The following is a 12,515-nucleotide window of genomic DNA, read 5'->3' on the forward strand; positions in this document are numbered from 1 at the left end:
GGGCAAAAAAAAAGCCTCCGCAAAAGGGAGGCTTTCTATTTTTGACCAATTGAGATTAAGCGATCTTTTGCTTAATGAACTCAACGATATCTGTTACTGCAACACCTTCTTTGGTGCCGGCATGGCGATCTTTGTATTCCATCTCGCCGTTTTCTAGGCTGCGGTTACCGATCACGATTGTGTGCGGAATACCGATCAGCTCGTGGTCGGCAAACATCACGCCAGGGCGCTCTTTACGGTCATCGAACAGAACGTCGATACCTGCAGCCGTTAGGTCAGCGTATAGCTTCTCAGCCGCTTCCTTCACTTCTGCTGATTTCGCCATGTTCATTGGAACGATAGATACCTGGAACGGTGCAAGTGCTGCTGGCCAGATGATACCGTTTTCGTCGTGGTTTTGTTCAATGGCTGATGCAACAACACGTGATACACCAATACCGTAACAACCCATTTCTAGAATAACGTTTTTGCCATTAGGACCTAGTACGCCACAGTTCATCTTCTCTGAGTAGTTAGTACCTAGCTGGAAGATGTGGCCAACTTCGATACCACGCTTAAGCTGGATAGTACCCTGACCGCATGGGCTTGGGTCGCCTTCAACCACGTTACGTAGATCTTCAATTTGGCCTAGCTCTACATCACGACCCCAGTTGATGCCGAAGTAGTGCTTGTCATCAACGTTGGCACCAGCACCGAAATCGCTCATTACAGCAACTGTGCGGTCAACGATAAATGGTAGCTCAAGACCAACTGGACCGAGTGAACCTGGACCTGCACCGATAAGCGCACGGATTTCTTCTTCTGTTGCCATCTCTAGTGGAGAGGCGACTTCTTTTAGGTTTTCCGCCTTCACTTCGTTAAGCTCGTGATCACCACGGATGATCAGTGCGATGATGTCTGCATCAACGTCATCAGACGCTTTAACGAATAGTGTCTTAACGGTTTTCTCGATAGCCAGATCAAACTGCTCAACAAGCTCGGCGATAGTTTTCGCATTTGGCGTATCAACCAGCGTCATTTCTTGCGTTGGTGCAGCAAGCTCAGTCGCAGGGGCTAGTGCCTCTGCTTTTTCGATGTTTGCAGCGTAATCAGACTCAGAAGAGAAGGCGATTAGATCTTCACCGCTTTCTGCCAATACGTGGAACTCGTGAGAGCCACTGCCACCGATGGCACCGGTATCAGCCAGTACAGGGCGGTAATCAAGGCCCATGCGGTCGAATGCCTTACAGTATGCTTCATGCATGGCTTCGTAAGATTGCTTTAGGCCTTCTTTGTCGATGTCGAAGCTGTACGCATCCATCATGCTAAATTCACGTGCACGCATCACGCCGAAACGAGGACGTCGCTCATCACGGAATTTGGTTTGGATTTGGTACAGGTTTAGCGGAAGCTGTTTGTAAGAGCTTACTTCGTTACGCACAAGGCTAGTAATGACTTCTTCAGCTGTCGGGCTAAGTACAAACGGACGATCATGGCGGTCAGTAAAGCGAAGTAGCTCAGCGCCCATCTTTTCAGATCGACCTGTTTCTTCCCAAAGTTCAAATGGCTGAACTACGGGCATCAAAGTTTCAACTGCACCTGCATTGTTGATTTCTTCGCGAACAATGTTCTCGACCTTACGTAAAACACGCAGACCAGTAGGCAGCCAGGTGTAAAGACCTGAAGCCAGCTTACGGATCATACCTGCACGAAGCATTAGCTGATGACTAACAACTTCTGCGTCATTTGGAGTCTCCTTTAGGGTAGAAAGAAGATAGTTACTGGTACGCATTGATGGTATCCGTTTGTTTGATGAAAATAAGAGGTTTTGGGGCTTGCCCCAGCCGCCTATAAAGGCGGTAACCGCATATACTACCAGTCCATTGGCCGTTAGCCAAAGGGATTGGATAGCCTGAAACGGGAATTTCTACCGAATTAAATAGCCTTGGGTTATTTTTTTCGCGGTTTATCCAGTGCCGTGACAGTGACCACATCGTTAGAGACGGTAAATTTTACATTGTAGTCGAACAGGTGGACCGCGTATTCCTTGGTATCTGTTTTGCCTTTTTTGTACGCCGGGCGCGGGTCTTGGGCCAGCACTTCTTCAATCACCGCCCGCTGTCGAGCTAATTGTTTACCTGTGAGTTGGCCCTCGGCCTTTTCGGTAAAGACCACAGGCAGGGTAGCGGGCTCGCCATCGGCAAAGCCGCCATGGGCTTCGGGTAAGCTGTCGGAGTATGGGATATAGGGTTTGATATCGATAATCGGCGTACCATCAACCAAATCGACCCCACCGAGCTCGATAATGACATCACTGCCTTGCTGGCGTACACCGATGAGCTCAACGGCTGACATGCCGATGCCGTTAGGGCGGAAGGTGGCCCGGCTGGCAAATACGCCGATGCGTTCGTTGCCGCCTAGGCGGGGAGGTCTGACGGTTGGCCGCCATCCCGCTTCCAGGTTCTGATCAAACAAAAAGAGTAACCACAGGTGGCTGAATTGCTCCAGTCCGCGAACCGCTTCCAAGGCATTGGCTTCTCCCTGGAGAATAATTTCGGATCGAGCACTGGGTACCAGTCCGGGCTGACGGGGCACGGCAAACTTTTCTTTGTACGGCGAGCGGACAATACCGATAGGTTCAATTTGGTAAGACATAGCAGTTCGGGCAATGCGTTGTGGGTAATGGCGCTGAACATAGCATTATGGCGGGGGCAAAAAAAGCCCCAGCACAATGGCCGGGGCTGTTCTGGTTTCCGTGGGGGAGGAAAAGGGGGGATTACCAGCCCTTGACTACGCCGCCCTGGAAAATGTCTTTTGCTGCTTCATACACAACATCAGATTGGTAAGCCTTGATGAACGTCTGTACGTTTTCAGCGTTGACGTTGTCTTCACGGGCAACAATCAAGTTCACGTATGGTGATTCTTTGTCTTCAACAAATACACCATCACGCTCTGGTGTTAGGTTGATGCTGCTTGCGTATGTTGTGTTGATGATCGCTAGCTGAACGTCGTCCAGTGAACGAGGTAGCTGGGCTGCTTCTAGTTCAACAATCTTCAGATCTTTAGGGTTTGCAACAATGTCCAATACCGTTGCGGTTAGGCCTGCACCTTCTTTCAGCGTCAGTAGACCCTGCTGCTCAAGCAGTAGCAGCGAGCGACCCAGGTTGGTTGGATCGTTTGGCACTGCGATTTGATCGCCGTCTTTTAGCTCGTCGAGAGATTCAATTTTGCTTGAGTAGCCGGCAATCGGGTATACGAAGGTGTTACCCGCAACCGCAAACTTGTAGCCTCGGTCAGTGATTTGCTGATCAAGATATGGTTTGTGCTGGAAGGCGTTGGCATCGATAGAGCCTTCTTCCAGTGCGGCGTTTGGCGATACGTAATCAGTGAAGGTAACAAGCTCAACATCAAGGCCGTACTTTTCCTTGGCTTCTTTCGCTGCGATTTCTGCCACTTGCTCTTCAGCGCCGGCCATTACCCCAATTTTTACTTTGCTGTTGTCTACCACTGTTTCTTTTTCGCCACAGCCTGTCAGTACCAATGCTGATGCCAATCCGGCGACGGCGAACAAATTCTTCAAATTAAAAGCCATGTTACTTCTCCTTATAAACTGGGGTTGTCCGTAATACTAGATGGAATATGTGTTTTTTTGTTGTTTGTTATCTGTGCTGCTCGTTACCGGTGATCGAAGCGCTTGACCAGGTGGTCACCGGCAGACTGGATGATCTGAACCAGAATGACCAGCATCACGACCGTGATAAGCATGACGGTGCCGTCAAAGCGCTGGTAGCCATAGCGGATCCCCACATCACCCAAGCCACCGCCGCCGACAGTACCGGCCATTGCCGAGTAGCTGACCAGGGTCACTAAAGTAATGGTTACCGCGTTGAAAATGCCTGGTAGGGCTTCTGGTAGCAGTACTTTGGTAATGATTTGGCGCGGGGTCGCGCCCATTGCCTGTGCTGCTTCCACCAACCCGGTTGGTACTTCTAGCAGTGCCCCTTCAACCAGGCGGGCGATGAACGGTATTGCGCCCACGGTCAATGGCACAATTGCTGCTGCGGTGCCGATAGAGCTGCCGACCACGAAGCGGGTAAACGGGATAATCGCGACCAGTAGGATGATAAAGGGAATAGAGCGACCAATATTGGTCACAATACCCAGCACTTTATTGACGGCAGGATTGGCCAGAAGGCCGTTTGCTTTGGTTAGGTGCAGGGCAACGCCGATCGGGATCCCGATTAAAAAGCCAATGAAACCGGAGGCAAATACCATGGTCAAGGTTTGGCCGAGGGCATCGATAAGCAGGTCAATCAAACGTTCGTTCTGGGTCCACCAGGTGGTAATTGAATCAAGCAACATAGCCCAATACCTCTACATTTACTTTGTGATCGCGAAGGAAATTAATGGCTTGCTCTGCTGCTTGCTCGGTACCGAAGAACTCGGCCAGCATCAGGCCGAATTTGACGCCGCCGGCGTAGTCCATGTCTGAGCTTAAAATGCTGATATCAATATTGAACTCGCGAGCTACCTGAGAAATTAGAGGGGCATCAACCGAGGCGCCGGTGAACTCAAGCCGGATCAGCGGGTAGCTGTTTGCAATACGGGTTTCTACCATTCGTGCGCGGTAGTCTTCCGGAATAGAAAGATCCAACGTCGAGCGGATGAAGTCACGTGCTAGCTCGGTTTTCGGGTGGGCAAAGATATCGCCGACCGGGCCTTTTTCGACAAGCTCGCCGTCGCCGATGATCGCCACTTCGGAGCAGATGCTTTTCACCACATCCATTTCATGGGTGATCAGCAAGATTGTTAGCTCGAGCTTGCGGTTGATTTCCTTTAGCAGCGTCAAGATAGATTGGGTTGTCGCTGGGTCAAGGGCGCTGGTGGCTTCGTCACACAGTAGTACCTTAGGATCAGAGGCAAGTGCACGGGCAATTGCTACACGTTGTTTCTGTCCGCCACTCAAGTTGGATGGGTAGGTGTCGCTCTTGTCAGCCAAACCAACCAGCTCAAGCAGTTCATCAACCTTGGCTTTGATGCCGGCTTTACTGGTGCCTGCCAGCTCAAGAGGCAGTGCGACATTGTCGAAAACTGTGCGGGAAGACAGTAGGTTGAAGTGCTGGAAGATCATGCCGATTTTGCGGCGAGCTTGGGTCAACTCTTGGTTTGATAGCTGAGTGAGGTCGATACCATCAACAATGACATGACCGCTTGTCGGGCGTTCGAGCAGGTTAACGCAGCGGATCAGGGTACTTTTACCGGCACCGGAAGAACCAATCACCCCAAAAATGGTGCCTTGCTCAATGGTCAGGTTGATATCACGCAGCGCGTGGATCTCCTTGGCCCCTTGATAGAAGACTTTATTAACTCTGTTTATTTCTATCATCTTATTTCCCAAATCCTATACCGTGTTGATGACGGGCACGCCCATCAATGGCTGCGACCGGTATATTGTTATGTTGTGTATTGCGTTTGCATTATTTAATTGATGCTTGAAGCCTGTCTGCCAATTGCATCTATGGCTTTGATGCTATGGGCTAACATAAATGAAGTCAATAGATATTTTTACGTCTGGACGTCCAAATGGCTTTATGGCCATAATACCAGTGTGAGTATGATAGGCTGTTCTTATTTATACGGTTGAGAGAAACAGGTGAATCCCTTAGCCAGCCGTGCCATAATTTGGGTTATAACAAATACAGCGAGACAGAGGGCTGACGCTTGGCCAAACCAGCAGTTTTTATTGACCGTGACGGTGTGATTAACATCGATCATGGCTATGTTCATACGACCGATGACTTTGAATATGTCGAGGGTGTGTTTGAAGCCTGTAAGAAGCTTAAGGCGATGGGGTACATGTTGGTGCTGGTCACCAACCAGGCCGGTATTGCCCGTGGTATGTACAACGAAGATGAGTTCCTGACCCTGACAGAATGGATGGACTGGAACTTTGTCGATAACGGCGTCGAGTTCGACGGTATCTATTACTGTCCGCACCACCCGACAGAAGGCAAAGGTGACTATCTTCAGGATTGTGAATGCCGCAAGCCAAAGCCTGGTATGTTTATCTCTGCCCGTGATTTCCTCAAGATTGATATGGCCGGCTCGGTGATGATCGGTGATAAGGCCGATGACATGAAAGCGGCCGCCGCGGCTGACGTCGGTACCAAAATCTTGGTGCGTACGGGCAAGCCGGTAACTGCTGAGGGTGAGCAACTGGCCGACGCGGTACTTGACAGTGTTGCCGATGTGCCAGCTTGGCTTGCTGCACAATAAAAAGCTTCATGCATATAGTTGTATCAAGGCTGCATTCGCAGCCTTTTTTTATTTTTTTCTTATAAATCTCTTCATCTGCTTGGTTGTTATTATAAAGTTTAAAGAGTTGAGTTTGTAATTGGACTGCTCTTTATTGCAATTAATCTTGCCCCCGTTACGAGCATAGTGCCTGTTTGACATGGAGTAGTTAAAACATGCTGTCATATTTCTTGCGTCGATTGGCATTGGTTGTCCCGACGTTTTTAGGGATCACTATCCTTATCTTTGCCATTACCCGCTTCGTGCCCGGCGGGCCGGTCGAACGGATGTTGGCCAATATGCAGGCGCAAGGTGATGGTGCTGCAGCCATGACGTCGGCAGGTGGTAACTCGGCACTGTCTGAAGATCAAATTGCCGAGCTGAACGCTTTTTATGGCTTGGATAAACCCGTCATTGAGGCCTACACCGAATGGCTGGGTAAATTGATGGTGTTGGATTTCGGCGAATCCACCCGCTATTACGAGCCGGTCACCGATATGATTGCCGAGCGATTGCCGGTCTCGCTGTTCTATGGTGGCATGACGTTTTTCATCAGTTACTTTATCTCGATCCCCCTGGGTTACTACAAGGCGCTCAAGCACGGCTCGGTCTTTGATTCCGGCTCGTCGATATTGATTTTTATCGGCTACGCCTTGCCCGGCTACGTGGTAGGTGTCTTGCTGATCACCTTATTCAGTTATCACCTGGAATGGTTCCCGATGGGCGGGTTCGCAGGCGATGATTACGATGATTATGAAACCTTTGTTGAGCGGGCCACAGATGTGATGTGGCATGCGGTATTGCCATTGATCTGTTATCTGATCGGTGACTTTGCCACCCTAACCATGACCATGAAAAACAACCTGATGGAGAACCTGTCATCCGACTATATCCGCACCGCAATTGCCAAGGGGTTGCCGTTTAAAAAAGCGGTCCGCAAACATGCCCTGCGTAACAGTTTGATCCCGATTGCCAGCCACTTTGGTAACTCGTTGTTATTCTTCATGACTGGCTCTTTCTTGATTGAGGTTATTTTCAATATCGATGGGATTGGCTTGCTTGGCTATGAGTCGATTATCGAGCGGGATTACCCGGTCGTGATGGGCATCGTGGCTATCAATGCTGCCATGCTGTTAATGGGCAATATTATCTCCGATATCTGTGTTGCCTTGGTTGATCCTCGAGTGAAGTTTGGAGCTTGATCATGTTGAACTTAAACCCTCTAACACTGAAAAAGATCAAGCGTTTCAAAGAAATTAAGCGTGGCTACTGGTCTTTCCTGCTGCTTTCATGCCTGTTGGTGTTGTCGCTGTTTGCCGAGCTGTTGATCAACAGCAAGGCGCTGGTGGTCAAATACAATGGCGAATACAGTTTTCCGGTATTGTCTGATGTTCGGTTCGGCACCGAATTTGGCCAGCCGACATCTAGCGAGGCGGATTACCGCACACTCCAGAATCACTTTGCTGAGCAAGGCGGGGATAACTTTGTGGTGATGCCGCTGGTGCCATGGAACCCTTATGAGCAGGATTTCTCCGGTGATTATCCGCCGACGGCTCCGAGTGCTGCCGATAAGCATTATTTGGGAACGGATGTGATTGGTCGGGATATTCTCGCCCGTTTAGTCTACGGTTTTCGTACTGCGATGGGCTTTGCGCTGATCACCATGGCGGTTTCTTATGCCATTGGTACGGCGGTCGGCTGCGCAATGGGCTTTTTCGGTGGCAAATTTGATTTGTTTGTCCAACGCTTGATAGAGGTATGGTCAATGGTGCCTTTCCTCTATGTCATTATGATTTTGGTATCGATAACTCAACCGACCTTTGCATTATTTGTCGGCATCAACGTGTTGTTTGGTTGGATGGGGATGACCTGGTACATGCGTACCATGACCTACAAGGAGTCTGCACGGGAATATGTGATGGCCGCTAAGGCGCTAGGCGCATCAACCGTCCGTATTATCTTCCATCACATATTGCCTAACACCATGGTCATGATTGTGACGCTGGCGCCGTTTACCATCGCCGCCAATATCACCGCGCTGACCGCGTTGGATTACCTTGGTCTCGGCCTAATGCCACCCACTCCGAGCTGGGGTGAGTTGCTACAGCAGGGTAAATCAAACCTGGATTCTCCGTGGATTGTTAGTTCTGTTGTGTCATCGATTGTCTTGGTGTTGGTCATGGTGACCTTCATTGGTGAGGCGATTCGGGCTGCCTTCGATCCGAAGAAATTTACCCGCTATGTATAACCTTGGTTTGTAGCTGTTGAAATAAGGATATTAATAATGAAAAACATGCTCAAATTGTCAGCTGTCGCGATCATCGCCGCACTCGGAAGTGCTGCGCAGGCGGCAGAACTACCCGCAGATTTGACGTGGGTGTCCAACATGGAGGAGCCGTTGTTTGCTTCTCCTGAAGCCAAGTTCGGTGGCACGTTACGCACACATATGGCCAGTTTTCCGCAGACCTTACGCAGTGTCGGCCCGGATTCCAATTCAGGACTTCGTCATCATTTTATGGACGGGGTTCCCAAGCTGGCTGGACGTCATCCCAATACTGGAAAGTGGATCCCTCAGTTGGCACAGGAATGGGCCTTTGGTGATGATAACCAGACCGTGTACTTCAAGCTGGATCCCAGCGCTCGTTGGTCGGATGGCGAGAAGGTTACCGCCGATGATTATCTGTTTATGCTGAAGTATTACCGTTCGAAAGACATTATTTCACCTTGGTACAACGATTTCTTCACCAACAAGATCGAGGATGTCGTCAAGCTCGATGATTACACCATCGCGGTGAAGTCTGTCGCCAAAATGACCAATGATGAGCTGATGGTGCAGATCAACCTGCCAAGCAACGGCTTGCAGCCAAGGCCTGAGCACTTCTTTAAGCCAAAGAAAGATGAAAATAACGACGGTATCGACGATAACTTTGTTCGACGTTACAACTTCAAGAGCGAGCCGACAACCGGTCCTTATTTCATGGACAAGGTCAAGAAAGGCAAGAGCGTGACCTTCAAGCATGTTGGGGAAGACTGGTGGGGTTACAGCAATCGCTATTACCAGAACCGCTATAACGTCGAGAAAGTGCGTTATACGGTGATCCGCGATAGTGACATTGCCCGCAAGCATTTCGAGAAAGGCAACTTAGACACTTTTGGTCTGGTTTTACCCAGTCTTTGGCATGAAAAAGCCAATACCAAGCCGTATCAAGATGGTTATATCCATAAATTTTGGGGGTATAACCAGGTTGTACAAGGTGCTGGTGGACTCTGGATCAATACTGCCCAGCCATTACTTGATGATCGTTATGTCCGCGCCGGAGTGACTTATGCCACCGACTTTGATGGCATGATTGCCAATGTCTTGCGCGGCGATTATGCCCGTAAACCTCACGGTATGGGGTTCGGCCATGGCGGTTATGACCGCAGTGACAACAAAGCGCCGGCCTTTGAGCCTGAAGTGGCGGCAGAGTATTTTGCCAAGGCAGGCTTTAACAAGATTGGACCGGATGGGATCAGGGTTAATGCTGGCGGAGAGCGCTTGAGCTTTGCCATTACCTATGGGTACCAGCCGCATACACCGCGAATTGCCTACCTGAAAGAGCAGGCGAAAAAAGCCGGCCTTGAATTAACGCTTAATCTTGTCGATGGCTCGTCGGCGTTCAAGTATGTGCTAGAGAAGAAACATGACTTGGCATTTATCAATATGGGGGGCGGGGAGATCCCGGCTTACTGGGAATACCTTCACTCAGTCAACGCGAAACCGCAAACAAACAACCATACCAATTTCCGCTCTCCGGAAATGGATAAGCTGATCGACAGCTATAACAAAGAATTTGATCTTGAGAAGAAACAAGCCTTATCCCATCAAATTCAAAAAGTTGTCTCTGATGAGTTCTTGATTGTACCTGGTTACATGGTGCCCTATACCCGAGAAGGGTATTGGCGTTGGTTGAAATATCCGACGCCGGCCATGACCAAGCAGACGAGCTCTTTGTTCTCAGTCGTTGACTTGGCCACGTTCTGGATTGATGAGGAAGACAAGAAAGCCACCCTTTCTGCGATGAAGAAAGGCAAAACCTTTGAACCGGTCACTGTGATCGATGACAACTATAAGCTGTAAGGTCGGTCGACGATGCAAGATGATGTAATTTTAAGTGTTCAAGGGCTGGAGACTGAGTTCACTACCGATGAAGGTATTGTAAAAATCCTCCATGGTGTCAGCTTCGATGTTCGCAAAGGCCGGACATTGGGCATTGTCGGCGAATCAGGATGCGGTAAAAGTGTGACGGCAATGTCGGTCATGGGCTTGCTGCCCAAGCCCTACGGTCAGGTCGTTGGCGGCCAGATCCTGTACCGCGGGACCGATTTGGTGACGCTGCCTGCGGAAGACATGTATGCCATGCGGGGGAACCGGATTTCGATGATTTTCCAGGATCCGATGACCGCACTCAATCCCGTGCACTCGGTTGGTCGCCAGCTGATCGAAGTGCTTGAGTTGCACCGACCTGAGCTTAACAAGGGTGAGCGGAATCAGTACGCCTTGGATATGCTCAAGAAGGTTAAAATCCCAATGCCGGAGAAACGGCTTAAGGAATACCCGCATAACCTTTCGGGAGGGATGCGTCAGCGGGTAATGATTGCCATGGCACTGGCGTGTAAACCTGACATACTTATTTGTGATGAACCAACAACGGCACTGGATGTCACTGTGCAGGCCTCGATCCTTGATCTGATTAACGATCTCCAGCAAGAAACAGGGATGTCTGTGATCTTCATTACCCATGACTTGGGTGTCGTTGCTGAAATTTGTGATGACGTTGTGGTGATGTACGGCGGGAAAGTGGTGGAGTTCGCCGACATTTTTGATTTGTTCGACAATCCCCAGCATCCCTATACCGAGCGCTTAATGGGATTGATGCCTAGTTTGGATAATGAGCCAAAGCAGCCGATTGAAATTAAACCTATAGATGTCACTTTGTTCCCCGAATTCAAGGGATAGGAAAGGGGGAGGCAAGGACTAGGCTGAGCGGTATAGATTGAGCGGTAAAGGGAGAATAAAATGACAGAGTTACTAAGGATAGAAAACCTCAAGCAGCACTTTGTTTCTGGAAAAGGGATTTTTAAAAAAGGCTATACGGTGAAAGCTGTCGACGGGGTGTCTTTCTCCGTTGCTCGAGGTGAAACCTTGGGACTGGTGGGGGAGTCGGGCTGTGGTAAGAGTACCTTAGGTCGGACAATCCTCAAGCTCTATGAACCGACCGACGGAAAAATTTTTTTCGAGGGTAAGGATATAACCCAGCTCTCCACCAAAGAGATGCGACCACTGCGCAAAGACGTGCAAATCGTTTTTCAAGATCCGATGGAGTCGCTTAATCAGCGTCATACCGTCGGGATGATCTTAGAAGAGCCTTTCATCATCCATAAGGTCGGTACACCAACGGAGCGAAAGCAGTGTGTGAAAGAGTTGTTGGTCAAAGTTGGCCTACCAGAGGAATCTACGAATCGTTACCCGCATGAGTTTTCGGGGGGGCAGCGCCAGCGAATCGGGATCGCCCGTGCCATCGCCCTTAAACCCAAACTACTGATCTGTGATGAGTCGGTATCAGCACTGGATGTGTCGGTCCAGGCCCAGATCCTTAACTTGCTGTTGCAGCTTCAACAGGAAATGAATTTGGCCATTATTTTTATCTCCCATGACCTGTCGGTAGTGAAGCATATCTCCGATCGTGTGGCGGTGATGTATTTTGGCAAGGTGGTTGAGATGGGCGATGTCAGAGATATATACAGTAACCCGCAGGCCGACTATACCAAGAAGCTACTGTCGGCCATTCCGATCACTCATCCTCGTGATAGGAAACGAAAGAGGCCCGCAAACAACACTCATGTGGCCTGATTATTAGAAAGCCACAGTGAAAGCGGTGAAAAAGGGCAGAGCTTTGACTGTGTCACGAGAATGGGTACCAAGTACAAGTCTTAATTACTCGTGTTTTTTAACATAACCAAGGTACCCAAGTGGCGTCTTGGTGTTTTAGTAATCCAAAAGGCGAACGCTGACTACTTATTGCGCATTCGGTCATTTTTATGCAAAAAAGAGTTGCCCTCTTGGATACTCACCCTATAATGCGACCTCACTGACACGGAGCACGGCAACTTAAGCCGCTAACCAATCAGTATTGTTCTTTAACAATTTGACCATGCAATCTGTGTGGGCACTCGTGAAATGATAGTCAACAAAAGAATTA

Annotated in this window: 11 protein-coding genes; 6 read left to right on the forward strand and 5 right to left on the reverse strand. The window is 49.4% G+C overall.

Features of this window, described 5'->3' with window-relative positions; translation table 11 throughout:
- Positions 1–55 precede the first annotated feature (55 nt).
- From C9I99_RS25775 to metN, 5 genes are all read right to left on the reverse strand, one after another.
- Complete coding sequence (locus C9I99_RS25775; protein WP_107351700.1) at positions 56–1,771, reverse strand: proline--tRNA ligase; 1,716 nt, start codon at positions 1,769–1,771, stop codon at positions 56–58.
- Between the two features lie 158 nt (positions 1,772–1,929).
- Positions 1,930–2,634, reverse strand: a complete 705-nt coding sequence (gene tsaA / locus C9I99_RS25780) for a tRNA (N6-threonylcarbamoyladenosine(37)-N6)-methyltransferase TrmO (protein WP_107351701.1) — start codon at positions 2,632–2,634, stop codon at positions 1,930–1,932.
- A 121-nt stretch (positions 2,635–2,755) separates the two neighbouring features.
- Positions 2,756–3,571 (reverse strand): MetQ/NlpA family lipoprotein, encoded by an 816-nt coding sequence (locus C9I99_RS25785; protein ID WP_107351702.1) that lies wholly within the window; start codon positions 3,569–3,571, stop codon positions 2,756–2,758.
- 83 nt (positions 3,572–3,654) lie between these two features.
- Positions 3,655–4,341, reverse strand: coding sequence for a methionine ABC transporter permease (locus C9I99_RS25790; protein WP_107351703.1), 687 nt, complete (start codon positions 4,339–4,341; stop codon positions 3,655–3,657).
- Positions 4,331–5,365 (reverse strand): methionine ABC transporter ATP-binding protein MetN, encoded by a 1,035-nt coding sequence (gene metN, locus C9I99_RS25795; protein ID WP_107351704.1) that lies wholly within the window; start codon positions 5,363–5,365, stop codon positions 4,331–4,333. Before metN ends, C9I99_RS25790 begins: the two co-directional genes overlap by 11 nt.
- A 335-nt stretch (positions 5,366–5,700) precedes the next feature.
- Here metN and gmhB point away from each other — a divergent pair, with 335 nt between their 5' ends.
- The 6 genes from gmhB (at position 5,701) to C9I99_RS25825 (ending at position 12,166) form a co-directional block, all read left to right on the forward strand.
- Complete coding sequence (gene gmhB, locus C9I99_RS25800; RefSeq protein ID WP_107351705.1) at positions 5,701–6,255, forward strand: D-glycero-beta-D-manno-heptose 1,7-bisphosphate 7-phosphatase; 555 nt, start codon at positions 5,701–5,703, stop codon at positions 6,253–6,255.
- Between the two features lie 194 nt (positions 6,256–6,449).
- The gene (locus C9I99_RS25805; protein ID WP_107351706.1) at positions 6,450–7,475 is read left to right on the forward strand and encodes an ABC transporter permease subunit; all 1,026 of its coding nucleotides are present in this window, start codon (positions 6,450–6,452) and stop codon (positions 7,473–7,475) included.
- 2 nt (positions 7,476–7,477) lie between these two features.
- Complete coding sequence (locus tag C9I99_RS25810) at positions 7,478–8,521, forward strand: ABC transporter permease (protein ID WP_107351707.1); 1,044 nt, start codon at positions 7,478–7,480, stop codon at positions 8,519–8,521.
- A 36-nt stretch (positions 8,522–8,557) separates the two neighbouring features.
- Positions 8,558–10,393, forward strand: coding sequence for an extracellular solute-binding protein (locus tag C9I99_RS25815; RefSeq protein ID WP_107351708.1), 1,836 nt, complete (start codon positions 8,558–8,560; stop codon positions 10,391–10,393).
- 12 nt (positions 10,394–10,405) lie between these two features.
- Positions 10,406–11,272 carry an ABC transporter ATP-binding protein gene (locus C9I99_RS25820; protein WP_107351709.1) on the forward strand — a complete coding sequence of 289 codons (867 nt, stop codon included), beginning with the start codon at positions 10,406–10,408 and terminating at the stop codon, positions 11,270–11,272.
- Between the two features lie 60 nt (positions 11,273–11,332).
- Complete coding sequence (locus C9I99_RS25825) at positions 11,333–12,166, forward strand: ABC transporter ATP-binding protein (protein WP_107351710.1); 834 nt, start codon at positions 11,333–11,335, stop codon at positions 12,164–12,166.
- The last annotated feature ends 349 nt before the right edge of the window (positions 12,167–12,515 follow it).

Source organism: Photobacterium lutimaris, assembly GCF_003025555.1.
GTDB lineage: Bacteria > Pseudomonadota > Gammaproteobacteria > Enterobacterales > Vibrionaceae > Photobacterium > Photobacterium lutimaris.